Annotated in this window: 21 protein-coding genes; 7 read left to right on the forward strand and 14 right to left on the reverse strand. The window is 65.4% G+C overall.

Annotated features, from left to right (window positions below):
* The first annotated feature begins 149 nt into the window (after positions 1-149).
* From N0B71_RS14670 to N0B71_RS14680, 3 genes are read left to right on the forward strand one after another with little or no spacing between them, the layout of a single operon-like run.
* A complete protein-coding gene (locus N0B71_RS14670) occupies positions 150-1,511 on the forward strand; it encodes a TolC family outer membrane protein (RefSeq protein ID WP_259753298.1) in 1,362 nt (453 codons plus the stop codon).
* A 21-nt stretch (positions 1,512-1,532) separates the two neighbouring features.
* Complete coding sequence (locus tag N0B71_RS14675) at positions 1,533-3,689, forward strand: type I secretion system permease/ATPase (protein ID WP_259753299.1); 2,157 nt, start codon at positions 1,533-1,535, stop codon at positions 3,687-3,689.
* Positions 3,679-5,049, forward strand: a complete 1,371-nt coding sequence (locus tag N0B71_RS14680) for an HlyD family type I secretion periplasmic adaptor subunit (RefSeq protein WP_259753300.1) — start codon at positions 3,679-3,681, stop codon at positions 5,047-5,049. Before N0B71_RS14675 ends, N0B71_RS14680 begins: the two co-directional genes overlap by 11 nt.
* Before the next feature lie 626 nt (positions 5,050-5,675).
* On the opposite strand, the gene N0B71_RS14685 is transcribed toward N0B71_RS14680, so the two are convergent.
* The 5 genes from N0B71_RS14685 to N0B71_RS14705 form a co-directional block, all read right to left on the reverse strand.
* Positions 5,676-6,317, reverse strand: a complete 642-nt coding sequence (locus N0B71_RS14685) for an NAD(P)-dependent oxidoreductase (protein WP_259753301.1) — start codon at positions 6,315-6,317, stop codon at positions 5,676-5,678.
* Positions 6,318-6,452: 135 nt separating this feature from the next.
* Complete coding sequence (gene mmsB / locus N0B71_RS14690) at positions 6,453-7,337, reverse strand: 3-hydroxyisobutyrate dehydrogenase (RefSeq protein ID WP_259753302.1); 885 nt, start codon at positions 7,335-7,337, stop codon at positions 6,453-6,455.
* Positions 7,338-7,563: 226 nt separating this feature from the next.
* The gene (locus N0B71_RS14695; RefSeq protein ID WP_259753303.1) at positions 7,564-8,667 is read right to left on the reverse strand and encodes an enoyl-CoA hydratase/isomerase family protein; all 1,104 of its coding nucleotides are present in this window, start codon (positions 8,665-8,667) and stop codon (positions 7,564-7,566) included.
* A 10-nt stretch (positions 8,668-8,677) separates the two neighbouring features.
* Positions 8,678-9,496, reverse strand: a complete 819-nt coding sequence (locus tag N0B71_RS14700; RefSeq protein ID WP_259753304.1) for an enoyl-CoA hydratase — start codon at positions 9,494-9,496, stop codon at positions 8,678-8,680.
* Between the two features lie 235 nt (positions 9,497-9,731).
* Positions 9,732-10,895 (reverse strand): isobutyryl-CoA dehydrogenase, encoded by a 1,164-nt coding sequence (locus N0B71_RS14705; RefSeq protein ID WP_259753305.1) that lies wholly within the window; start codon positions 10,893-10,895, stop codon positions 9,732-9,734.
* 181 nt (positions 10,896-11,076) lie between these two features.
* On the opposite strand from N0B71_RS14705, the gene N0B71_RS14710 reads away from it, so the two are divergent.
* The 3 genes from N0B71_RS14710 to N0B71_RS14720 all read left to right on the forward strand — a co-directional run bounded on the left by N0B71_RS14710 (position 11,077) and on the right by N0B71_RS14720 (position 13,090).
* A complete protein-coding gene (locus N0B71_RS14710; RefSeq protein ID WP_259753306.1) occupies positions 11,077-11,955 on the forward strand; it encodes an AraC family transcriptional regulator in 879 nt (292 codons plus the stop codon).
* A 65-nt stretch (positions 11,956-12,020) separates the two neighbouring features.
* Positions 12,021-12,713: a uracil-DNA glycosylase gene (gene ung / locus N0B71_RS14715; RefSeq protein WP_259753307.1), complete on the forward strand. Its 693-nt coding sequence runs from the start codon at positions 12,021-12,023 to the stop codon at positions 12,711-12,713.
* A 5-nt stretch (positions 12,714-12,718) separates the two neighbouring features.
* Complete coding sequence (locus N0B71_RS14720) at positions 12,719-13,090, forward strand: hypothetical protein (RefSeq protein WP_259753308.1); 372 nt, start codon at positions 12,719-12,721, stop codon at positions 13,088-13,090.
* A 157-nt stretch (positions 13,091-13,247) separates the two neighbouring features.
* Here N0B71_RS14720 and N0B71_RS14725 read toward each other — a convergent pair whose 3' ends face one another.
* The 9 genes from N0B71_RS14725 to N0B71_RS14765 all read right to left on the reverse strand — a co-directional run bounded on the left by N0B71_RS14725 (position 13,248) and on the right by N0B71_RS14765 (position 22,257).
* Positions 13,248-14,027: a hypothetical protein gene (locus tag N0B71_RS14725; protein WP_259753309.1), complete on the reverse strand. Its 780-nt coding sequence runs from the start codon at positions 14,025-14,027 to the stop codon at positions 13,248-13,250.
* A 2-nt stretch (positions 14,028-14,029) separates the two neighbouring features.
* Positions 14,030-14,263, reverse strand: coding sequence for a hypothetical protein (locus N0B71_RS14730; RefSeq protein WP_259753310.1), 234 nt, complete (start codon positions 14,261-14,263; stop codon positions 14,030-14,032).
* Positions 14,264-14,267: 4 nt separating this feature from the next.
* The gene (locus N0B71_RS14735) at positions 14,268-16,292 is read right to left on the reverse strand and encodes a lipase family protein (RefSeq protein WP_259753311.1); all 2,025 of its coding nucleotides are present in this window, start codon (positions 16,290-16,292) and stop codon (positions 14,268-14,270) included.
* 117 nt (positions 16,293-16,409) lie between these two features.
* Positions 16,410-17,177 carry a hypothetical protein gene (locus tag N0B71_RS14740; protein WP_259753312.1) on the reverse strand — a complete coding sequence of 256 codons (768 nt, stop codon included), beginning with the start codon at positions 17,175-17,177 and terminating at the stop codon, positions 16,410-16,412.
* Positions 17,178-17,231: 54 nt separating this feature from the next.
* Positions 17,232-17,588, reverse strand: coding sequence for a YceK/YidQ family lipoprotein (locus N0B71_RS14745; RefSeq protein ID WP_259753313.1), 357 nt, complete (start codon positions 17,586-17,588; stop codon positions 17,232-17,234).
* Positions 17,589-17,807: 219 nt separating this feature from the next.
* Positions 17,808-19,328, reverse strand: a complete 1,521-nt coding sequence (locus tag N0B71_RS14750) for a tripartite tricarboxylate transporter permease (protein ID WP_259753314.1) — start codon at positions 19,326-19,328, stop codon at positions 17,808-17,810.
* Between the two features lie 10 nt (positions 19,329-19,338).
* The gene (locus tag N0B71_RS14755) at positions 19,339-19,809 is read right to left on the reverse strand and encodes a tripartite tricarboxylate transporter TctB family protein (RefSeq protein ID WP_259753315.1); all 471 of its coding nucleotides are present in this window, start codon (positions 19,807-19,809) and stop codon (positions 19,339-19,341) included.
* Between the two features lie 153 nt (positions 19,810-19,962).
* Complete coding sequence (locus tag N0B71_RS14760; RefSeq protein WP_259753316.1) at positions 19,963-20,940, reverse strand: Bug family tripartite tricarboxylate transporter substrate binding protein; 978 nt, start codon at positions 20,938-20,940, stop codon at positions 19,963-19,965.
* Between the two features lie 27 nt (positions 20,941-20,967).
* A complete protein-coding gene (locus tag N0B71_RS14765) occupies positions 20,968-22,257 on the reverse strand; it encodes an OprD family porin (RefSeq protein WP_259753317.1) in 1,290 nt (429 codons plus the stop codon).
* Positions 22,258-22,542: 285 nt separating this feature from the next.
* On the opposite strand from N0B71_RS14765, the gene N0B71_RS14770 reads away from it, so the two are divergent.
* Positions 22,543-23,214: a response regulator gene (locus N0B71_RS14770; protein WP_024765529.1), complete on the forward strand. Its 672-nt coding sequence runs from the start codon at positions 22,543-22,545 to the stop codon at positions 23,212-23,214.
* Positions 23,215-23,223 lie beyond the last annotated feature (9 nt).

Consider the following 23,223-nt stretch of genomic DNA (forward strand, 5'->3'; position numbering starts at 1 on the left):
CTTTGATATCGGTGGTCCGCCCAAAAAAATTTAGCGTGAAATTCATCACGCTTTTTGAAGCTTTCCTTGCAGCCATTCGCCGGTCTTTTGACGCTGATTGCGGCAATCGAATCGCTGCGGCTATCTCACTGATAAGGATGTTTTTCCTCATGCGCATGCGATTCGCCCACGCCGTACCCTTCGCCCTGGCTTTCGTCATCCCCGCCGCCCTGCCGGTGCAGGCCGATACCCTCAACCAGGCCATGCAGAAGGCGCTGGAGTACCACCCGGAAATCCAGGCCGGGGTGAACTCCCGTCTGGCGGCAGACAAGCAACTGCGTGCGGCGAAGGGCGGCTATCTGCCGTCCGTCGACCTGACCGCCGGTTATGGCCGTGAAGGCTCCGACGACACCACCACCCGTGGCGAAGGCGACCACTGGAAGACCCTGAACCGTGGCGAATCCAACCTCGCCCTGCGCCAGATGGTCTTCGACGGCTTCGCCACCTCCAGCGAAGTGGGTCGCCAGCAGGCCACCGTCAACTCTCGCGCCTACGCGCTGCTGGGCACCTCCGAGCGCACCGCGCTGGACGTCGCACAGGTCTACACCGACGTGCTGCGCCGCGAGGAAATGGTTCGCCTGGCCGAGGAAAATCTCAAACGCCACCAACGCGTCTACGACCAGATCAGCCTGCGCAGCTCCCGCGGCGTCGGTCGTCTCGCCGACCAGGACCAGGCCGAAGCACGCCTGGCCCAGGCGCAGAACAACCTGATGACCGAGAAGACCAACCTGGCCGACGCCCGCACCAACTACTACAGCGTGGTGGGCAGCGACCCGGTCGACCTGAGCGAGCCGACCGGCCTCGTCGGCCAGTTGCCCGACGACCTGCAGGCGGCCCGCCGCCAGCTGGTGGAGAACAGCCCGATCCTGCGCTCGGCGGAGTCGGACGTGGCCGCGGCGGAGCAGCAGTACGAAGCGGCGAAGTCGACCTTCTATCCGAGATTCGATGCAGAACTTTCCAAGGGTGCCGATAACAACCTCGATGGCGAGGAAGGCCACAACAACGAATGGCAGGCGATGCTGCGCATGCGCTACAACCTGTTCGCCGGCGGCAGCAACAAGGCCCAGCTGGAGGCCAAGTCCTACGAGGCGAACCAGGCCCTGGACATCCGCAACAACGCCCTGCGCCAGTTGAACGAGGAACTCGGATTGTCCTGGAACGCCCTGAACAACGCCCGCGACCAGCTGCCGATCGCCCGCCAGTACGTGGACTACAGCACCCGCGTGCGTGAGGCGTACCAGAAGCAGTTCACCATCGGCGAGCGCACCCTGCTCGACCTGCTGGACAGCGAGAACGAGCTGTTCAACGCCTCGCGCCGCCTGGTCGACCTGAAGTACACCGAGCTGTTCACCCAGTACCGCATCAAGGCCACCCTGGGCGAGCTGCTCAAGAGCCAGGGCGTGGTGGCGCCGATGGCCGCCGTGGCTTCCGAAGACGTCAAGCCGAAAGTCCAGCTGCCCGGCCTCAACTAACCAGCCCGAGAGAGCATCCGCGTGGATCAAGAAGTCAGCGCCGTACCCTTAAGCCACGATCCGCGCGGTCTGCTCGACGACCCGTTGCTGGACAGCCTGCTGACGCTCTGTCAGCTGCACCAGAAACCGGCCAGCCGCGCCATGCTCACCAGCGGCCTGCCGCTGCCCGGGCAGCGCCTGTCCGCCGAGCTGCTGCCCCGTGCGGCGGCTCGCGCCGGCCTGCAGGGGCGCCTGTTGCAGCGCAAGCTGGAGCAGATTCCCGCCCTGGCCATGCCCGCCATGCTGTTGCTGCGCGAAGGGCGCTGCGCGGTGCTGCTGGGCTGGGAGAGCAACGGCGATGCGCGCCTCTTGCTGTCGGAAAGCGACGGCGGCGAAGTGCGCGTCAGCCGCGAACTGCTGAGCGAGGACTACGCCGGCCAGGCCTTCTTCGCCCAGCCGCAGCACAAGTTCGACCTGCAGCATGGCGAGCTGATCCCGCGCGCCAAGAGCTGGTTCCGCGACACCCTCAAGCGCTCGCGCTGGCTGTATGTCGACGCCGTGGCCGCCAGCCTGCTGATCAACCTGATCGCCCTGGCCGCGCCGCTGTTCGTCATGAACGTCTACGACCGCGTGGTGCCCAACCAGGCCGCCGCCACCCTCTGGGTGCTGGCCATCGGCATCAGCGGCGCCTACCTGTTCGACCTGCTGCTCAAGACCATGCGCGGCCTGTGCCTGGACCTGGCCGGCAAGAAGACCGACCTGATCATCTCGGCGACGCTGTTCGAGCGCATCGTCGGCATGAGCATGAAGTACCGCCCGGCGCGGGTCGGCTCGTTCGCCCAGAACATCCACGAATTCCAGACGCTGCGCGACTTCCTTAACTCGCTCACGCTCACCACCCTGATCGACCTGCCGTTCACCCTGCTGATCCTGCTGGTGATCGGCATCATCGGCGGGCCGCTGGTGTTCGTCCCGCTGATGGCCTTCCCGCTGGCCGCGGGCCTGGGCTGGCTGCTGCAGAAGCCGCTGGTGGAGACCATGAACCGCACCATGGCGCTGGCCGCCGAGCGCCAGTCCAGCCTGATCGAGACGCTCGCCAGCCTCGACGCGGTGAAGGTCAACAACGCCGAGAGCGAGCGCCAGTACCTCTGGGAGCAGACCATCGGCACCCTCAGCCGCCTGGAGTTGCGGGTCAAGCTGCTGTCCACCCTGGCGATGAACATCACCGTGCTGATCCAGGCGCTGGCCGGGGTCATCATGATCATCGGCGGCGTCTACCTGATCATCGCCGGCGACCTGTCCATGGGCGGCCTGATCGCCTGCTACATGCTCAATGGCCGCGCCCTCGGCCCGCTGACCCAGCTCTCCGGGCTGATCCAACGCTACCAGCAGGCGCGCCTGTCCATGGCCACCACCAACCAGATGATGGAGCTGCCCCAGGAGCGCAACGCCGACGAGCGTCCGCTGACCCGCTCGCAACTGCGCGGCGGCATCGAGATGCGCGGCCTCGACTTCGCCTACCCGAACCAGCAGGTGGCGGCACTGCACGGCATCAACCTGCAGATCCGCGCCGGCGAGAAGGTCGGCATCATCGGCCGCAGCGGCTCGGGCAAGAGCTCCCTGGCCAAGCTGATCGTCGGCCTGCACCAGCCGGAGAACGGCAACCTCCTGGTGGACGGCGCCGACGTGCGCCAGCTGGACATCAGCGAGCTGCGCCACAACATCGGCTACGTGCCGCAGGACATCAGCCTGTTCAGCGGCACCTTGCGCGACAACCTGGTCAGCGGCGCGCGCTACATCGATGACGAACGCGTGCTGGAAGTCGCCGAGCTGACCGGCGTCAACGAGTTCGTCCGCCTGCACCCGCAGGGCTACGAACTGCAGGTCGGCGAGCGCGGCCACAACCTCTCCGGCGGCCAGCGGCAGAATGTCGCCCTGGCCCGCGCGCTGCTGCTCGACCCACCGATCCTGTTGCTGGACGAACCCACTAGCGCCATGGACAACGCCGGCGAAGAGCGCCTGAAACAGCGCCTGCAGGCGATCATGGGCGAGAAGACACTGCTGCTGGTCACCCACCGCGCCTCCATGCTCAGCCTGGTGGACCGTCTGGTGATCATCGACAAGGGACGCATCATTGCCGACGGTCCGAAGGACGTGGTCATGGATGCACTGAAGAAGGGGCAGATCAGTGTCGCTTAATCCCCAGGGCGGTATCCGCCACTCCGTCCGTGGCTATTTCAAGGGCGGCGACAGCCTCTCCGGCCAGCCGCTTCCGGAAGTCAGCAAGGCGCTGATCGAGGACGCGCCGCGGGTGGTGCGCCTGACCATCTGGATCCTCATCGGCTTCGTCGCCTTCCTGCTGTTGTGGGCGCATTTCGCCCAGATCGACGAGGTCACCCGGGGCGAGGGCAAGGCGATTCCCTCGTCCAAGGTGCAGAAGATCCAGAACCTGGAAGGCGGCATCGTCTCGCAGATCTTCGTCCACGAAGGACAGGTGGTGCAGGCCGGCGAGCAACTGATGCGCCTGGACCCGACGCGCTTCCAGTCCAACGTCGGCGAGACCGAGGCCGACCGCCTGGCGATGTTCCTGCGTGTGGAGCGCCTGTCCGCCGAGGTGGAAGACCGCCCGCTGAACATCCCCGAGGACGTGCGCGCCAAGGCGCCGGGCCAGGCCAGCAGCGAAGAGGCGCTGTTCCACAGCCGCCAGCAGCAGCTCAAGGATGAAACCGAAGGCCTGCAGCAGCAGCTGGTGCAGAAGCAGCAGGAACTGCGCGAGTTCGTTTCCAAGCAGGCGCAATACCGCAACAGCCTGAACCTGCTGCGCGAGGAGATCTCCATGTCCGCGCCGCTGGTGGCACAGGGCGCCATGTCGCAGGTGGAACTGCTGCGCCTGAAGCGCTCGGAAGTGGAGAACCGCGGCCAGCTCGATGCCACCACGCTGGCCATTCCGCGGGCCGAGGCGGCGGTGAAGGAAGTCGAGCGCAAGGTCGCCGAGACCCAGTCGCGCTTCCGCAGCGACGCGCTGAAGGAACTCAACGAGGCGCGCACCGAACTGAGCAAGGCCACGGCCACCGGCAAGGCGCTGGAAGACCGCGTCAGCCGCACCCTGGTCACCTCGCCGGTGCGCGGCATCGTCAAGCAGCTGCTGGTGAACACCATTGGCGGCGTTATCCAGCCGGGCAGCGACCTGATCGAGATCGTCCCGCTGGACGACACCCTGCTGGTGGAAGCACGCATCCGCCCGCAGGACATCGCCTTCCTGCGCCCCGGCCAGCACGCCATGGTCAAGTTCACCGCCTACGACTACACCATCTACGGCGGCCTGCAGGCGGACCTGGAGCAGATTGGCGCCGACACCGTCACCGACGACGATGGCAACAGCTTCTACCTGATCAAGCTGCGCACCCGCAAAAGCCACCTGGGCACCGACGACAAACCGCTGCTGATCATCCCCGGGATGATCGCCACGGTGGACATCATGACCGGCAAGAAAAGCATCCTCAGCTACCTGCTCAAGCCCATCCTGCGGGCCAAGGCGGAGGCGCTGCGCGAGCGGTGATTGCCGCGCCCGCCCCAACAAGACGGGCCACCCCAGGGTGGCCCGTTTTGTTTGTGCGGGGCGTCAACAGGCCGGCTCTGGCGTTTGCGCTTTCGTAGGAGCGGACCTTGTCCGCGAAACCCATCGGGGAAGACGCGGTGTCTCCAGATGACCATCAGGGTCATGGGCCCACGAGGCGGCCCTATCGCGGACGAAGTCCGCTCCTACCCAGGCCCCCGCACCGGCGCCCCCCTGTAGGAGCGGGCCATGCCCGCGATCGCGCGCATGGCGCGCTCCCATGCTGTCCGCATACGTAGGAGCGTACTCTGTCCGCGATGGCTTCCGGCGCGAGACGGCCCTATCGCGGACGAAGTCCGCTCCTACCCAAGCCCCCGCACCGCCGCCCCCCTGTAGGAGCGGGCCATGCCCGCGAATCGCGCGCATGGCGCGCTCCTACACGTTGGCTTCACTGTTGTCCGTTGCGTAGGAGCGGACTCTGTCCGCGATGGCTTCCGGCGCGAGGCGGCCCTATCGCGGGCGAAGTCCGCTCCTACCCAGGCCCCCGCACCGGCGCCCCCTGTAGGAGCGGGCCATGCCCGCGATTCGCGCGCATGGCGCGCTCCTACAGATGGGCATCGGCGCTGCGGTCAATACGCCACGGTAAACCGCTGCTGGTGATGGTTGGCCTGCTCGGCCTCGTCGAGCATCGCCACCGCCAGGTCCGGCAGGGAGATGCGGCTTTCACCATTGCCGTCGAACAGCACCTGGTCACCGCCGACGCGGAAGCTGCCGGTGCGGGTTTCGCCGTCGAGCAGCATGGCCGGGCTGAGGAAGGCCCAGTCCAGGTCCTTCTCCGCGCGCAGCTGGTCCAGCGCATCGGCCGCGCCCAGCGCGCCCTGTTTCCACTGCTCGGGGAATTCCGGGCTGTCCACCAGACGCTGGCCGGGGGCGATTTCCAGGCTGCCGGCGCCGCCGAGCACCAGCAGGCGCTTCACGCCGGCGGCCTTCACGCCGTCGAGGATGGCGCGGCTGCCCCTGGCGTGGGCGCCACGGATGTCCGGGTTGCCCCAGCCGGCGTTGAACGCGCTGATCACGGCGTCCTGGCCGGCGACGGCACGGGCGACCTGGGCCGGGTCGTAGACGTCGGCCTGGACGACGTTGAGGCCATCGCGCGCCGGCAGTTTCGCCGGGTCGCGCACCAGCGCGGTCACCTGGTGGCCGCGGCGCAGGGCTTCTTCGAGGAAGTAATGGCCGACGTGGCCGGTGGCGCCGATCAGGGCAATGTTCATGCAATCACCTTTTCGTGGGAGGAGGAGCCGCGCTCAGGTCGGTGAGGGCGGCAGGTGATGCATCTTCGGCCGAGCGCGACGGGGGATAAAGCCACGCCCGCACCATGCACTCGTAAGCCTGGCTTCACAATCGGCTCAGTGATCGAAGAGCTTCTGCACCACGGAGAAGTCCTGCTCGCCATGCCCCTGCTTGACCAGCAGGCGGTACAGCGCCAGGGCCAGGCTGCCCATGGGCGTGCTGTTGCCGCTGACCTGCGCGGTCTCCTGCGCCAGGCCCAGGTCCTTGGTCATCAGCGCGGCCATGAAGCCGCCGGTGTAGCCACGCGAGGCCGGGGCGTTCTCCATCACGCCGGGCCACGGGTTGTAGACCTCCAGCGCCCAGTTGCCGCCGGAGCTGCGCCGCATGATCTCCGACAGCACCACCGGGTCCAGGCCATTGGCGGCGCCCAGGGCCAGGGATTCGGCGGTGCCGATCATCAGCACGGCGAGGAGCTGGTTGTTGCACACCTTGGCCACTTGCCCGGCACCGTCGCCGCCGGCGTGGAAGATGTTCCGGCCCATGGCGGAGAACACCGGGCGGGCGCGTTCGAGCACCGGGGCGTCGCCGCCGACCATGAAGGTCAGGGTGCCGGCGATGGCGCCGCCGGTGCCGCCGGAGACGGGGGCGTCGAGCATTGGAATCTTGAGTTCGGCGGCGGCCTGGTGGACTTTGCGCGCGGAGGCGGGGGCGATGGTGGAGCATTCCAGCACCAGGGTGCCGGGGGCGATGTGCGCCAGCAGGCCCTCGTTGCCGAGGTAGAGCCCTTCGACGTGCTGGCTGGCCGGCAACATGGTGATCACCACGTCGGCGCCGTCCACCGCGTCGTGGGCGCTGCGCGCGGCGCTGGCGCCCTGGGCGACCAGGCCGTCGATGGCGCTCTGCACCAGATCGAACACGCGCAGCAGGTAGCCGGCCTTGATCAGGTTGGCGGCCATGGGCGCGCCCATGTGGCCGAGGCCGATGAAGGCGATGGTTTGCATGCTGGTTTCCTCCTGTTGGACCGCAGATCGTTCCGGCGCCAGGAGAGAAGCCATGCCGGCTCAGGGCGGCAGCTCTCGTAGGGCGCATAACGCGCAAGCGTTATCCGCAGCCCAGGTGGGCGGCGGATAACCTGTTCCAGGTTATGCGCCCTACGCTGCTGTAGGAGCGCCCCATGGGCGCGATCGCGGGCATGGCCCGCTCCTACAGGGAGAGCAGAGGAGGGACCTACAGGTCCGCCAGCGGATGCTCGCCCTCCCAGGTCGCGTCGAAGTGCGCATTCACCACTGCATCAGGTATGGCAGCGATATCCGGCCAGTGCCAGTGCGGGGTGTTGTCCTTGTCGATCAGCCGCGCCCGCACGCCCTCGGGGAATTCCGGGTGGCGGCAGCAGTTCAGGCTCATCGCGTACTCCATGCGGAACACCTCGGCAGTCGACAGATGGCGCGCGCGGCGGATCTGTTCCCAGACCAGATGAACGGTCAGCGGGCAGCCGGCGGCCAGCGTCTTCGCGCCCCGGGCGATCAGCGCGTCCTCGTCGTTGGCCAGGGCGGTCAGCGCGTTCCAGGCCTCGGCGACGTTGGCGCAGTCCAGCACCGCGTCCAGGCGCGCGCGGCGCGGCAGGAACTGGGCCTCGGGCATCTCGCCGCGGGCCTCGTGCTCCAGCGCCTGGAGCAGGCTGTGCAGCTGCACGTCGGCCTGTTCGCGCCAGTTCAGCTGCACCAGGCCGTCGATCAGGTCCTCCTGCTGGGTGTCGAGCAGGAAGCGGTCGGCGAGGTCCAGGTCCAGCGCGTCGCGGGCATTCATCTGCGTCGCGGTGAGGCCCAGGAACAGGCCGAGGCGCCCCGGCAGTCGGGCGAGGAACCAGCTCGCGCCGACATCCGGGTACAGGCCGATGTTCACCTCCGGCATGGCCAGGCGGCTGCTGGGGGTGACGATGCGCACGCCCGCGCCCTGCATCAGGCCCATGCCGCCGCCCATCACGTAGCCGTGGGCCCAGCAGATCAGCGGCTTGGAATAGGTGTGGATGAGGTAGTCCAGGCGGTATTCATCGGCGAAGAAGCGCCGTGCCAGCTCGGGCACCTCGCCGGGCTTCTCGCGGCAGGCATCCACCAGCTTGCGCACGTCGCCGCCGGCGCAGAAGGCCTTGCCGCCGTTGCCGCGCAGCACCACGCAGGCGATCTGCGCATCGTCCTGCCAGACGCGCAGCTGGTGGTTCATCGCCTCGATCATCGGCAGGCTCAGGGCGTTCAGGCTCTTCTCCGCGTCCAGCGTCACCACGCCGATGCGGAAGCCGTGCAGGCCGGGGCGTTCCTCGAACATCACATTCATCGTCGGGCCCTTATTGGTTGCGCCAGTGCGGATCGCGTTTTTCCAGGAAGGCGTTCACGCCTTCGCGGGTGTCGTCGGCATCGAACAGGTCGACGAAGCGCTCGCGTTCTTCCGGCAGCCAGGTGCTCGGGCCGCGTTCGCGGGCGCCCTGGATCAGCGGCTTGATGGTGCGCACCGCCACCGGGCTCTGCCGTGCGACCTTGGCCGCCAGCAGCAGGGCGGTGCCACGGGCTTCGCCGGTATCCACGACCTGCTCGACGAGGCCGATGCGCAGCGCGGTCTCGGCATCGACCCGCTCGCCGCAGAGGATCATGCGCTTGGCCCAGCCTTCGCCCACCAGCCACGGCAGCGCCTGGGTGCCGCCGGCGCACGGCAGCAGGCCCACGGCGGCTTCGGGCAGGGCCATCTGCGCCTGGCGCTCGGCGATGCGGATATCGCAGGCCAGGGCGCATTCCAGCCCGCCGCCCATGGCGTAGCCGTTGATCGCGGCGATGGATACGCCGCGGAAGTCCCGCAGCGTTTCGAAGGCCTCGCCGAAGCGGCGCGCCATCTCGCGGGCGCGGGCCTTGTCGCCGTCGGCGAACATGTTCAGGTCGGCGCCGGCGGAGAAGAATTTCGGGCCCTGGCCAGTCACCACCAGGGCGTAGATGTCGTCGTCGCGGTTCAGGTGCTCGACCACCTGGCGCAGGCCGATCAGCGAGTCGCGGTCCCAGGTGTTGGCCGGCGGGTGGTTGATAGTGATCAGCGCGGTGTGGCCGTGCTTTTCCACGGTCAGCTTGTGGGTCAGGTCGAAGACTCCGGGCTTGTAAGGCTCGATGGCATTGCTCATGGGCATCTCCTGTCGGTGCCGCCGGCGGGCGGGCGTATGGGCAAGGACTCTAGGGCCGCGCGGCGGGGCGCGTCCATGTCCGATCTGTTCGATTGCGCCTGCATGGGCGGGCGGTTTTTCCAGTGCGGTGGTCGTGGGCCTTTCGTAGGAGCGAGCTTGCTCGCGAACCGACTCCGCAGCGGGGCAGGTTCGCGAGCAAGGGCTAGGCGCCCCCCTCGGTCCTACAGGTGACTCCTTACAACAACCGGTCCAGCATCCCGCCCTGCTCCAGCAGGCGGCGGGCGACGATGACCCGCATGATCTCGTTGGTGCCCTCCAGGATCTGGTGCACGCGGCTGTCGCGCACCCAGCGCTCCAGCGGGTAGTCGTTGAGGTAGCCGTAGCCGCCGTGCAGTTGCAGCGCCTCGTTGCACAGGGCGAAGCAGCGGTCGGTGGCGAAGCGCTTGGCCATGGCGCAGTACAGGGTCGCCTCGCCGTCCTTGTGGTCCAGCTTGTGCGCGGCCAGGCGCACCATCTGCCGGCTGGCGGTGAGGTCGGTGAGCATGTCGGCGAGCTTGAACTGCAGCGCCTGGAACTCGGCCAGCGCCTTGCCGAACTGCTTGCGCTCCTCCACGTAGCGCAGCGACTGCTCCAGCGCCGCCTGGGCCGCGCCGAGGGAGCAACTGGCGATGTTCAGTCGGCCGCCGTCCAGGCCCTTCATGGCGTAGACGAACCCCTGGCCTTCCGGGCCGATGCGGTTCCCCGCGGGAACGCGCACGCCCTCGAAGGTGATGGTGCGGGTCGGCTGCGCCTTCCAGCCCATCTTGTCCTCGTTGCGGCCATAGCGGATGCCCTCGGCGTTGGCCGGCACCAGGAAGCAGGAGATGCCCTTGGCGCCTTCCTCGCCGGTGCGCGCCATGACGATCAGCACGTCGGTGCTGCCGGCGCCGGAGATGAAGGTCTTGGCGCCATCCAGCACGTAGTCGTCGCCGTCGCGCCTGGCGCGGGTGCGCAGGCGGGCGGCGTCGGAGCCGGCGTCCGGCTCGGTGAGGCAGTAGGAGGCCAGCAGCTCGCCGCCGATCAGCCCCGGCAGCCATTGCTCCTTGAGCGCGGCGTCGCCGAAGCTGGCGAGCATCCAGCTGGCCATGTTGTGGATGGTCATGTAGGCGGTGGTGGCGACGCAGCCGGCGGCCAGTTGCTCGAAGATCAGCGAGGCGGACAGGCGCGACAGGCCCAGCCCGCCATCTTCCTCGGCGATGTACAGGCCCAGGTAACCCTGTTCGGCGGCGCGGCGGATGACGTCCACCGGGAAGTGGTGCTGGCGGTCCCAGTCGGCGGCGTGGGGCGCCAGTTCGCGGCTGGCGAAGGCGCGGGCGCTGTCCACCAGCAGGCGTTGTTCGTCGGACAGATCGAAATGCATGCAGCTACCTCTGTTTGTTCTTGTTGGCTACCGCTTCGCGCTTGTGGCGCGCGCGCTCCTGGGCGAAGAGGCTCTCGGGTAAAGAGTCCTTCGGTTATAGCCGTTGCGCCGGCCGCTGTGGATTGACGATCTTGGGCTGAGGATGGACGATCTTGGCATTGCCATCGTCGGAACCCGGACCATGTCCCGTCCCCTGATCTCCACCTGGCCACTGCCGCAGCAGGGCGTGCGCTTCATCACGCCGCCACGCCTGCGCCGCGCCCTGGACCGCCATCCGCTCGGCCAGGCCTGCTATCCATTGGCCCTGGGCTACTACCCGGCGGCGGTGGGGCACCGCATGGAGCGGGAAGACCCGGACGATCACCTGCTGATCTACTGCAGCGCCGGGCACGGCTGGCTGGAAACTGCGGATGGACGATTCGAGGTCGCCGGCGGCGATCTGCTGGTGCTGCCAAAGGGCCGCCCCCACGCCTATGGGGCCGATGCGCAGCGACCCTGGTCGATCTTCTGGGTGCACCTGGACGGCCGGCTGGCCGAAGACTTCCTGCGGCCACTGGGCAAGTCGCCGCGCCTGCGGGTGGGCGTGCAACCGCGCCTGCTCGGCGAGTTCGATGCGCTGCTGGCGCTGCGCCGGCAGGGCCTGAGCCTGCCGCACTTCATCCATGCGGCGCATCTGCTGCAGAGCCTGCTGACCTCGTTGGCGCTGCGCCCGGCGCGGGCGCGGCTGAAGTCCGGGCGGGTGCTGGACGTGGAAGCGGTGCAGGCGATGATGCGCGAGCACCTGCACGACGCGCTGAACCTCGACGAGCTGGCCGCGCAGTTCCGCCTGTCGCGCTTTCACTTCGCCAAGACCTACCGCGCGCTGACCGGCCAGGCGCCGATCCAGGATTTCATCCGCCTGAAGATGACCCATGCCTGCCGCCTGCTGGACCAGGGCAACCTGGAGGTGCGCCAGGTCGCCGAACAGCTGGGCTATGCCGATCCGTACTACTTCTCGCGGCTGTTCAAGAGCGTGGTGGGCATGGCGCCCAGTCATTACCGGGCGCTGCACACCGGCTGAGGCCGCCTTGACTTGGCCGGGGCGCTTGCTTAGCGTGCCGGTTCGTTTCACCAGGCAGACGCACCATGACCCACGACGACCGGATCAAGCTGGAACCCAGCTGGAAAGAAGCCCTCCACGAGGAATTCGAAAAACCCTACATGAAGCAGCTGGGTGAATTCCTGCGCGCGGAGAAGGCCGCCGGCAAGGTGATCTTCCCGCCCGGTCCGCTGATCTTCAACGCGCTGAACACCACGCCGCTGGACAAGGTGAAGGTGGTGATCATCGGCCAGGACCCGTACCACGGCCCCGGCCAGGCCCACGGCCTGTGCTTCTCGGTGCAGCCGGGCGTGCCGACGCCGCCGTCGCTGCAGAACATCTACAAAGAGCTGCACCGCGACCTCAACCTGCCCATCCCCAATCACGGCTACCTGCAGCACTGGGCCGAGCAGGGCGTGCTGCTGCTCAACACCTCGCTCACCGTCGAGCAGGCCCGCGCCGGCTCACACGCCCAGGCGGGCTGGGGCCCGTTCACCGACAAGGTGATCGAAGTGGTCAGCCAGCGCTGCGAGAACCTGGTGTTCCTGCTCTGGGGTTCCCACGCGCAGAGCAAGCAGAAGCTGATCGACGCGCAGAAACACCTGGTGCTCAAGTCCGCGCACCCGTCGCCGCTCTCGGCCTACCGCGGCTTCCTCGGCAACGGCCACTTCAGCCGCACCAACAAGTTCCTCGAACAGCACGGCCTGGCGCCCATCGACTGGTCGCTGCCGCCGGTGTGATGCCGATGCTCCGGCGCGCGTGGCTGGCGATCCTGCAGGGCCTAATGGTCAGTGGCAGTTGTCTTGCTGCTGGCTCCTTCCTCGAAACCCAACGCTCAAACGCTGTCATCCACGGACTCTACGAAATCGACCAGGCGGCCCGCACCTTCGTGACCGCCGAAAACGCCCGAAACAACACCGACTGGACCGTCACCGAACCCAATCTCAAGACCCTCGTCGCTCGTTGTTCGGTGCCGCTGGATACACGCTGGGGCGAGATTCGCTTATCCGCACCGGACGGACGCGAACTCACCCGCAAGGTCGTCGAAGTCGTCTGCGCCAAGCCTGTCAGCGGCAAGGGCTGGACGGTTTCGCTGCGCGTTTATCATCTGTCTTGAGCAAAAGCGCAGCGCGTGTTGTTCCGTCTGCCGCGATGCGCCCTTGGGGTATGGCTGAGGCCATCCCCTCGTGTCGCGAACGAATTCTCCGTGTTGGACGGGCGCCCGCAGGCCGTGGGCGCCTGACTGGGAACTGCGGATGGCTTTTACAGCGGGTTCATTTGGCCTGCTTCAGACGAATGGCCTGGAGTTTGTCGAAGTCGGGCTCGCTGCTGCCGTCGGCGATGACGCTGCCGTCGGGGTAGGTGAATCTGGTGTAGTTACCCTTCTGTTTAACCTTCCCCTCTGCTGAGTAAACGACGCTTTCAGGATGCAGAGCCGGGATAAATTTCACCTCTTTTGCAAAGGGTGCTTTGAAGGTTAAGTAAATATCTCCCTCTCCCACTAAGCGTGCCTGTTTTTCATACCCCCCCAGGAAAGCTTCGCTCACCCATGGGTAATAATCCTTCTTAATCAATAAGTCGCCGCTGATGATTTCGGTTCTATCGGGATAGGAGCGTTGCTGAGGTGGATTATCGTCGAACACGACAATTACTCCCCCCCCGCCTCCTGGTTTGACGATTTCCCCAAAACGCGCGGTATTCGAGTAGCGCACGCCAAAAGTCACGTTGCTCAGATGCCACTGGCAGGCACCACCGCCATTCCTGGCCAGCTTGGCTTCATACAGATCGCTCTGCCCTTGGCGCTGTGGTTGCACTTCGATGGGAAAGAACCCGTCGACTTCGTAAGGAACGCCATCGGCGGATTCCTTGCTGGGACATTTGGCCGAGCGGTACATCACTCGCATGTTTCTGGCGGCGAGGTCCCGCGGCACCTTGATGCTGATGGTCACCTGTTCGCCGCCGGGCGCCGGAGCGAAGGTCGGTTGCTGGGCGCAGCCACTCAGGCTGGCGAACACCAGCAGGGTGCCACCGGCGCTGTTGATCAAGGCTTTCATGCTTAGCGCTCCTCCTCGTTGACGCTTTCGGGAAATACAATTTTCATCTCGTCGGGGTAGCGGGTGGGGATGGACTCTGTCATGCCATACCGGTTGGTCACGCCCTCGTGGACCTTGCGTTCACGGGTGGTGATCCGGTAGAGCACGAAAGTATGCGGGCTGCCATCGTACTGGCTGACCCTGTAAGTGACTTGCTGCACCGGGAACTGGCCGGGGTGGATCAGGATATTGCTCATGCCATCACTCCTCGGTCGGGCGCTTGCGGTAGATGTTTTCGATGGGCTCGCCAGATTCCCGCTCCAGGGCGGCGAAACGCTGGATCGCATCGCCACCGCCTTCGAGTTGCCTGGTCATGTCCATGGTCATCGGGAGCAGCGTTTGCAGGGCGAGGAACAACTCGTTGCGCGTGCGCTCCTCCGTGGGGCTGTTCCGGGATTTTGTTGCCATCTGCTCTTCGAAGGCTGCACGCTCGTCCTTGCGCCGCATCTTCCGCTCCGGTGCGCACAGCTCCAGCAACTGGTTGTACAGGAAGGGCAGGTACTGCAAGGCCATGCGGTGGTCGTTACCGCTGATGCCGTGATTGCCGGTTACCGGGTTGCTGTAGGGCGGGAAGTACTTGGTCAGGCTGTCCCGCGACAGGGACTTGATGAACGCCTTCTGCTGCTCGTTGGCGAAGCGGCTCTTCTCGTCACTGAGGCTGGGCACCAGGTAGAGCTTGGTGATGGCGGGCAGGCGCATGGTCAGCACACGCTGGTGGGGCATGCGGGGTCCATCGCTGCCGCCCTGGGCAAGATAGGTTTCGGTGCTCTCCACGGTCTGCCGCACCGTGCCGAACAGCACCACGTTGCCGTGGTGCCAGAACGGGTCGCCGAACTCGACGATCTTGCTGGCCAGCAACTCGCCGGTGGACCACAGGTAGCCCAGGTCCGGCCCCAGGGGGCCGAGTACGTCGTACAGCCAGTTGTCCAGCTCCGCTTCCGGCGGCACGCAGGGGATGACGTCGGCATCGTTGACATGGCGAAAGTGCGGGAAGCGTAGGTACTGCATGGCCATGGCGGTGAAGGTGCGTGGCATGCCGTAGGTGTAGAGCAGGGGCTCGCGGTCTTTTAGTTCTGCTGAATGGATCAGAGCTAGTGCGCCGCCCAGGCTGTGGCCGCAGATGAAAAGCTCTTTAGGGCTTCGATCTAACTCTTCTTTAATTGTCCCGAACTCTGTTGAGAAAAGCTTTTTCGCTACCTCAAACCCCTGCAGAAAACCGAAGTGCACCTTGCCCTTGCTGGTCAGCTGCGTGCAGGGCGCCTTGGTTTCGCAACTCGTGCCATCGGCGGCCACGGGTTGGTATTGGGCATCGCTCAGCCAGTCCCAGATCCCCTGGGTGCCGCGCCAGGCCACCAGCAACTGGGTCTTGTTGCTGGCGTAGAACAGCTGGGTGTCCTCGATGATGTGGAAGGGAATCTTGGGCTCACCCTTGGGGATCGATGCCGTGCGCGCATCCAGCATCACCGCAGTGGTGTAGCGCTCGCTGAAGGGCACATCCACCACCAATGCAGGCACCCACTCGCCGCCAGGCTCGGGCGGAGGAAATGAGGGCGAACGGGAGAGGTCCTGGCACTGGCGGAAGAAGAACTCCTCCACCGTGCCGCTCAGTCCGCTCAATGCCCGCGGCTGTTTTCGGCGGCTTTCCTCATACTCCACGTCGGTGTAAGTCAGGTTGGCCATCAGCCCCAGGTTGTAGGCATTGGCCATGCTGTATTCGGGCTGGTGGTGCAATACCAGGTTCCAGGCACGGAACGGGCAGATTTCCAGCACATGGCGACGGTCCAGCGCCTCTGCGTTGACGGTAAAGCCGCTGAACTTTGGGTCGGGGAAGTGGAAGGCCGGAGGTGCTTCATCTTTCCATCTGGGCCGGATGTTTGGCAGGCGGTCGCTCAGTTGGCCAATGCGCAGGTAGTGGTAGGCGTGGTCTGCCGCTCGCGCCCGTGCCTCCACCGGGGATTTCGGTGGCTGGCCGTCGTAGGTGTAGGCATACACCAGTTCCCGCCGCTGCTCAGCTCGCTCCGCGCGCAAGCGCCGGGTTTGCAATACCTCCGCCAAGGGGTCGGCGGTCAGCCACAAGGTCACGGCAATGGGATGGAGGCCTTCCAGGCGAATCAGCCCTTTAGCATCGCTTTGGCCGCTGAACTCGGGGACCAATCCGCAGCGGGTTGCCTCGTTGCTTGCTCGAAAAGGTTGGTGCGATAGCGGGTCGCCTTGTTCGTCGAGCAACTGGAAATTCCAGCCAGTGACGAATCTGTTCGCCACGCACGGTCACAACTTTCTCGGGGCAGAGCGTATCAGTGCGATGGGTATATTCAGACACCATGAATCCTCCTGAGTATAATTTTAAGATTTTCCTTTAATGGACTGAAGCTTTCCGAGATCAGGTTCGCCGGTGTCGTCGGTAATTTCGCTGCCATCAGGGTAGATAATCTTCGGTAGGTCGATCTTGTCTCTACTTTTCGCACCAATTGTCTTTACTGTCTTTTCGCTGTGAAGCTTCGGCTCAAAAGTGATCTTGTTTGTGTCGTTGGTCTTGTATGTAAATACATCCTGATCTCCTAATATGTTTATTATGCTCTGAGGCTCATGCAGGTGTATTTCAACAAGCCATGGGTAGTAATCTTTTTTTATCTGGATATCTCCGGATGCTTCTACAATGCTTTCCATTGAGCGGCGTTGGGGGCGATTATTGTCAAATATCACGATAACTCCTCCCCCACGCCCATACTTAACACTCTCCCCAAACTGCGCCGTATTCTCGTAATGCACCCCAAAGGTCACGTTACTTAGTTTCCATTGGCAGGCGCCGCCGCCGTCCCTGGCCAACTTGGCCTCATACAGGTCGCTCTGCCCCACCTGCCGGGGCTCCACGTCGATGGGGTAGAAGCCGTCGATCTCGTAGGGTTTGCCGTCGGCGGACTCCTTGCTGGGGCACTTTTCGGAGCGGTACATCACTCGCATGGTGTCTGCTGCCAAGTCCTTGGGCACTTTCACTGTGACGGTGACCACCTCGCTATTGGATGGCGGCGAGAAAACAGCAGTCTGTGCACAGCCACTCAAGCTGAATAAAAGTAGTGCTGCTGATGAGTATGGGATTCTTGGGGGAGTCATTTGATATCCTTGATTAAATTGTTCTTTTATGGGGTGTATATATGCGGTTGCCGATCAGTCGAAGTGGCGCGGACATTGGGTTTTACTCATTTCATCCAAGTGGGATAAGTTGAAGGTGTCCGCAATAAAAGAGAATGGCAGATCAATGATTCCCAGTGGGATGCTCATTCCGCCGGTATGTGTAATCAAGTCCCAGTTTGTCATGGCGGTGAAATCCACCGTCACTCCTTCATAAGGGCAAAAGGGGCCGTTGGAGATAGCCGCGAGGAATGTGCCGCAACCCGACGTCGCGGAAAGTAGTGCGATTGCTGAAGTGGTTCGAAACGATTTAAGTAGCGAGCGCGTGAACGAAATCTTAGCTGTCGGGAGCTGTCGGCGAATAGCGTGGAGCGCAAGCGAAAGGGGATCCATCGTGCAGGCATCCTTGTCCGAGAGACTCCCGCTTTTACTCTCTTCTATGTTTTGACGGCTATAGGACTTGTCCGAAGTTAAATGCTGAGTTGGCGTCAGTCTTTTCCGTCATTCGGCACAACTTGGCAGTGGCGATGGCGTATCAGGAAAAAAGAGGCCCGCACGCAGGCGGGCCTTGAAAGTCGCCGCGCGTCTCGACGCGGCGAGCGTGGTTTTGCGTTACGCGGCGTCAGCCACTGCTTCGCGGGCGCGGCGGGTGCGCTTGCGCCAGGCGCGATACAGCGGCAGGCCGAGCATCAGGGCGACCAGCGCCCAGGTGCCGATGGCAATGGGGCTGGACCAGAGGATGCCCAGCTCGCCGTTGGAGATGGACAGCGCGCGGCGCAGGTTCTGCTCCATCAGCCCGCCGAGGATGAAGCCCAGCAGCAGCGGCGACAGCGGGAAGTCCAGCTTGCGCAGGATGTAGCCGAGGATGCCGATGGCGACCATCAGGAACAGGTCGAAGGTGGTGGCATGCACGGCGTACACGCCGATGGCGGTGATGATTGCGATGCCCGGCACCAGCGCCCAGTTCGGCACCGAGAGGATGCGGGTGAACACCCGCACCATCGGCACGTTGAGGATGATCAGCATGACGTTGGCGATGAACAGCGAGGCGATCAGGCCCCAGACGATGTTCGGCTGCTCCTGGAACAGCAGCGGGCCGGGGGTGATGTTGTACAGGCTGAGCGCGCCGATCATCACCGCGGTGGTGCCCGAGCCGGGCACGCCGAGGGTCAGCATCGGCACCAGGGCGCCGCAGGCGGAGGCGCCGATGGCGGTTTCCGGGGCGGCCAGGCCACGCAGGTCGCCCTTGCCGAACTTGCCGGTCTCGCCGGCCATTTTCTTCTCGGTCATGTAGGCCACGGCGCTGGCCAGGGTCGCCCCGGCGCCGGGCAGCACGCCCATGATGAAGCCGAGCAGGCCGCAACGAACGTTGACCACGGCCACCGAGGCCGCTTCCTTCAGGTTGAACAGCATCCGCCCGCTGGCTTCGACCATCTTGTGGCCGTGGTGGGTCTTCTCCAGCAGCAGGAGGATTTCGCTCACCGAGAACAGGCCCAGCACCAGCACGACGAACTGGATGCCGTCGGAGACGTGGATGTTGTCGAAGGTGAAGCGATACACGCCGCTGTTGGCGTCGATCCCGACGCTGGACAGGAACAGCCCGAGCAGCGCCGCCAGCAGCGTCTTCAGCGGACGGTCGCCGGCCAGCCCGCCGAGGGCGACGATGGCGAAGACCATCAGCACGAAGTACTCGGCCGGGCCGAAGGCGATCGCCCATTTCGCCAGCAGCGGGGCGAACAGCACCATGCCGCAGGTGGCGATGAAGGCGCCGATGAAGGAGCTCCACGCCGACAGCGACAGGGCCACGCCGGCCAGACCGTTGCGGGCCATGGGGTAGCCGTCGAGGGTGGTCATCACGGTGGAGGCTTCGCCGGGGATGTTCAGCAGGATCGAGGAAATCCGCCCGCCGTACTCGCAGCCCAGGTACACGGCGGCCAGCAGGATCAGCGCGGACTCCGGCGGCAGGCCGAGGGCGAAGGCCACCGGGATCAGCAGGGCCACGCCGTTGATCGGGCCCAGGCCCGGCAGCAGGCCGACGACGGTCCCGATCAGGGTGCCGATCAGCGCGGTGATGAGGTTGTACGGGCTCAGGGCAACACCGAAGCCTTGGCCGAGGTAGCTCAACGTATCCATGACTCAGTCCTCAGAGCAGGGGGTCGAGGATGCCCAGCGGCAGCGGGACATCCAGGGTGCGGTCGAACAGCACGTAGAGGCCGATGGCGAGCAGCGTCGCGGTGGCCACGCTGGCCACCGGGCGGCCGCCGTAGATCAGCGCGATGAAGGTGCCGACCAGGGCGCTCGCCGGGATGAAGCCCAGCGGTTCGAACAGCCCGGCGTAAACGGCCAGCAGCGCGACGCAGAGCACCACCTTGCCGAGCAGCGCGCCTTCCAGGGCGGGTTCGTCGTCCTCACGCTTGATCGGCGTGGGTCGCGCGATCAGCCAGGCCAGGCCCACCGCCATCAGGCCCAGGCACAGCAGCGGATAGGCGCGCGGGCCGACCGGTTCGTAGGAAAAGGGCGCCTGGAGCTGCCAGGCGATCAGGGCGAAGGCGACGCAGGCGAGCAGCCAGGCGCCGGCGAACAGCCGCTGGAAGAGGCTATTGGTAAAGTTCATGAAAGCTTCCTCATGTCATGAGTAGAGCTGGCTAACGATTGAGCGAGCTAGAGCCAGACAAGGCGAAAGCGGGCGAAGACGCGGAGTTTACGGTTGTAAATGAGCAGTCTGAGCCCGCTTTCAACGCCGGCTGGCCGACGCGCAGCCGATCGTTTACTGGATGAGGCCGAACTCGCGGGCCAGCTGCTTGTACTGGGCGACCTGCTGCTTCACATAGGCGTCCAGTTCCGGGCCGGTCATGGCGAAGGGGAACAGCTCGCGCTGGTCGCGCAGCTTGGCGAAGTCCTCCGAGGCCAGCAGCTTGTCGAACGAGGCCTTCCAGAACTGGTAGTCCTCGTCGCTCACCTTTGGCCCGACGTAGAAGCCGCGCACCACCGGCCAGACGATGTCGTAGCCCTGTTCCTTGGCGGTGGGGATGTCGGCCATGCCTTCATCCTTCAGGCGCTCCTCGGCGAAGACCGCGAGCAGGCGCATCTTGCCGGCGCGGATGTGCGGCATGGAGTCGGAGATGTCCGTGCTGCCCACCTGGATGTGACCGCCCAGCAGGGCCGTGGCGATCTCGCCGCCGCCTTCCAGGGCGACGTAGCGCAACTGCTTGGGATCGATGCCGGCGGCCTTGGCGATCAGCGCGGTCTGCATCCAGTCCTGGCTGCCGACGGTGCCGCCGGAGCCGATCACCACCTTGCTCGGGTCGGCCTTGAGCGCAGCCACCAGGTCGCCGAGGTTCTTGTACGGCGAGTCGCTGGGCACGGCGATGGCGCCGTAGCTGGTGCCCACGGCAGCCAGCCACTTCACGGCGTTTTCATCGAAACGGCCGAACTTGCCCTGGGCCAGGTTGAGCAGCGAGCCGCTGGAGAAGGCGGTGATGGTGTTGCCGTCGGCCGGGCGCTGGGCGACCACCGCGTTGTAGGCCACGGCGCCGACGCCGCCGGGCATGTAGGTGACGCGCATCGGCCGGGACAGCAGCTTGCCGTCCACCAGGGCGCTCTGCGCCAGCTTGCAGGTGAGGTCGAAGCCGCCGCCGGGGGAGGCGGGGGCGATGCATTCCGGGCGCTTGGGCTCGGCCATCAGTTGGCTGGCGGCGAGCAGCGTGGCGCCGGCGAGGGTCAGGGTGCGCAGGACGGTGGGCATGGGGCAGTTCCTCTTATTGTTGTTGGCTTACCAGATCGCCAGGGAGTAGCTGAGGTAAATACGCGTCTCGTCGGCATCGCGGGCGAAGCTGGAGCGGTAGGTGGCGTTGCGCACGCGCACTGCCACGTCCTTGAGCGGGCCGCTCTGGATCACGTACTTGATGTCGGTGTTGCGCTCCCATTCCTTGCCGTGACCGTCCATGCCGGTGATTCTGGCATTGTCACCGCTGATGTAGCGATTCATCAGGGTCAGGCCGGGGATGCCGAGCTTGGCGAAGTCGTAGTCGTGGCGCACCTGCCAGGAGCGCTCGTCGGTTTCGGCGAAGTCGCCGACCTGGACGAAGTTGACGAGGTAGGGGTTGCTGCCGTCGATGTAGGGGAAGGCGCTGTCGCCGCTCATCCGCTGCCAGCCGAGGCTGAACTTGTTGGCACCCAGGGCGTAGCCGAGCATGCCGTTGAAGGCGCGGTTGTCGATCTCGCCGCCACGCGCCTCGCCCTGGTCGTCGCTGATGGCCAGGCGCACATCGGCGCTGAATTTTCCAGGGCCCAGCGGGTAGCTGGCGAGCAGGCCGACGAAGTGCTGGCGGTAGACCTCGTCCAGTTGCGCGTAGTGGTAGCGGCCGGTGAGGTTGTCGGTGAACTGGTAGTCGCCGCCTGCCAGGTCGTAGTGCTTGCCCTCGGCGCTGCCGCCGGAGAAGCGGCGGTTCTTGTTGTTCAGCGCCAGGTCGGTGTAGTCGGTGGAGTCGCGGTCCTTGACCTTTTCCAGGCGCCCGCCGGTGAAGTTCAGGCCCGGCAGGTCGGTGGAGTTGAGCAGGCCGCCTTCGAAGGTCTGCGGGAACAGGCGGCTGTCGTTGGGCTGCAGGGTTGGCAGGTCGGGGATCAGGCTGCCGATCTTCAGCTCGGTTTCGGAGGCCTTGAACTTGGCGGTCAGGCCCAGCTTGCTGTACTCGTCGGCGGCGCGGCCGTCATCGTGGGTCGGCAGCAGGCCGGTGCCGGTCCTGTCGGGCGAGGAGTCGAGCTTCAGGCCGAGCATGCCCATGGCATCGAGGCCGACGCCGACGGGGCCGGGGGTGTAGCCGGACTGGAAATCGAGGATGAAACCCTGCGCCCATTCTTCGCGCTTGGACTGGCCGGCGCCGTCGCGGAAATCACGGTTGAAGTAGATGTTCTGGGTGCTGAGCGTGGCGCTGCTGTCCTCGATGAAGCCGTCGGCTTCGCACAGCGGGGCGACCCCGGCGAACGCCAGCAGGGCAGGGGTCAGACAGCGGGAACTGGGCTTGGTGAAAGCCGGTGCAGCCAAAGGCCGGGCGGTGGGCATCTGTGGTCTCCGTTCTTGTTGTTGTCGCGAAAGGGCACCACGCCGCCTTTCGCTCTGCTGACGGTCTTCGCCGTCGTCGAGTCCGCTGCTCCCGCCGTTGCGCCTGGGCAGTCGGCGCGGAAGAATCGGGGTTGGGAGGCGGCTCGTTGGCGATGCTAACGGGCTAAGCTTTCGCCAGGCTTTCAGTGTCCTTTCGCAGTGATTTCAGCGAATTTCCCCCATTCACAGCGGCGCGCGGATGGGTAAACTGCCGGCCCGAACCTGTAGTCCGAGGGGTAGAAACCCGTGCGAATTCTCCTGGTTGAAGACCACCCGCAACTCGGTGAAAGCGTCGCCCAGGCGCTCAAGGGCGCCGGCTGGACCGTGGACCTGTTGCAGGACGGCGTGGCCGCCGACCTGGCCCTGGCCAGCGAGGACTACGCGCTGGCGATCCTCGATGTCGGCCTGCCGCGGCTGGATGGCTTCCAGGTGCTGGCGCGCCTGCGCGAGCGCGGCAAGACCCTGCCGGTGCTGATGCTCACCGCCCGCGGGGAAGTGCGCGACCGTGTGCATGGGTTGAACCTGGGCGCCGACGATTACCTGGCCAAACCCTTCGAACTCACCGAGCTGGAAGCGCGGGTCAAGGCATTGCTGCGTCGCAGCGTGCTGGGCGGCGAACAGCAGCAGCGCTGTGGCGAACTGGTCTACGACCTCGGCGCACGGCGCTTCACCCTGGCCGAGCAGGCGATGAACCTGACCTCCCGCGAGCAGGCCGTGCTCGAGGCGCTGATCGCACGTCCCGGGCGGGTGATGAGCAAAGAACAACTGGCGGCGCAGGTATTCGGCCTGGACCAGGACGCCAGCGCCGATGCCATCGAAATCTACGTGCACCGCCTGCGCAAGAAGCTCGAAGGCAGCTCGGTGCGCATCGTCACCTTCCGTGGCCTGGGTTATCTGCTGGAAGCCCAGGATGGCTGATCGACGCTG

The sequence above is a fragment of the Pseudomonas sp. GCEP-101 genome (assembly GCF_025133575.1).
GTDB classification, from domain to species: Bacteria; Pseudomonadota; Gammaproteobacteria; order Pseudomonadales; family Pseudomonadaceae; genus Pseudomonas; species Pseudomonas nitroreducens_B.

Bases quoted from the DNA above. Each gene is read 5' to 3' on its own strand.
- N0B71_RS14740 (WP_259753312.1), bottom strand. From the start codon at position 17,177: ATGACTCCCCCAAGAATCCCATACTCATCAGCAGCACTACTTTTATTC.
- mmsB (WP_259753302.1), bottom strand. From the start codon at position 7,337: ATGCAAACCATCGCCTTCATCGGCCTCGGCCACATGGGCGCGCCCATG.
- N0B71_RS14705 (WP_259753305.1), bottom strand. From the start codon at position 10,895: ATGCATTTCGATCTGTCCGACGAACAACGCCTGCTGGTGGACAGCGCC.
- N0B71_RS14730 (WP_259753310.1), bottom strand. From the start codon at position 14,263: ATGAGCAATATCCTGATCCACCCCGGCCAGTTCCCGGTGCAGCAAGTC.
- N0B71_RS14670 (WP_259753298.1), top strand. From the start codon at position 150: ATGCGCATGCGATTCGCCCACGCCGTACCCTTCGCCCTGGCTTTCGTC.
- N0B71_RS14700 (WP_259753304.1), bottom strand. From the start codon at position 9,496: ATGAGCAATGCCATCGAGCCTTACAAGCCCGGAGTCTTCGACCTGACC.
- N0B71_RS14695 (WP_259753303.1), bottom strand. From the start codon at position 8,667: ATGAATGTGATGTTCGAGGAACGCCCCGGCCTGCACGGCTTCCGCATC.
- N0B71_RS14685 (WP_259753301.1), bottom strand. From the start codon at position 6,317: ATGAACATTGCCCTGATCGGCGCCACCGGCCACGTCGGCCATTACTTC.
- N0B71_RS14755 (WP_259753315.1), bottom strand. From the start codon at position 19,809: ATGAACTTTACCAATAGCCTCTTCCAGCGGCTGTTCGCCGGCGCCTGG.
- N0B71_RS14765 (WP_259753317.1), bottom strand. From the start codon at position 22,257: ATGCCCACCGCCCGGCCTTTGGCTGCACCGGCTTTCACCAAGCCCAGT.
- ung (WP_259753307.1), top strand. From the start codon at position 12,021: ATGACCCACGACGACCGGATCAAGCTGGAACCCAGCTGGAAAGAAGCC.
- N0B71_RS14725 (WP_259753309.1), bottom strand. From the start codon at position 14,027: ATGAAAGCCTTGATCAACAGCGCCGGTGGCACCCTGCTGGTGTTCGCC.
- N0B71_RS14720 (WP_259753308.1), top strand. From the start codon at position 12,719: ATGCTCCGGCGCGCGTGGCTGGCGATCCTGCAGGGCCTAATGGTCAGT.
- N0B71_RS14760 (WP_259753316.1), bottom strand. From the start codon at position 20,940: ATGCCCACCGTCCTGCGCACCCTGACCCTCGCCGGCGCCACGCTGCTC.
- N0B71_RS14745 (WP_259753313.1), bottom strand. From the start codon at position 17,588: ATGGATCCCCTTTCGCTTGCGCTCCACGCTATTCGCCGACAGCTCCCG.
- N0B71_RS14710 (WP_259753306.1), top strand. From the start codon at position 11,077: ATGTCCCGTCCCCTGATCTCCACCTGGCCACTGCCGCAGCAGGGCGTG.
- N0B71_RS14750 (WP_259753314.1), bottom strand. From the start codon at position 19,328: ATGGATACGTTGAGCTACCTCGGCCAAGGCTTCGGTGTTGCCCTGAGC.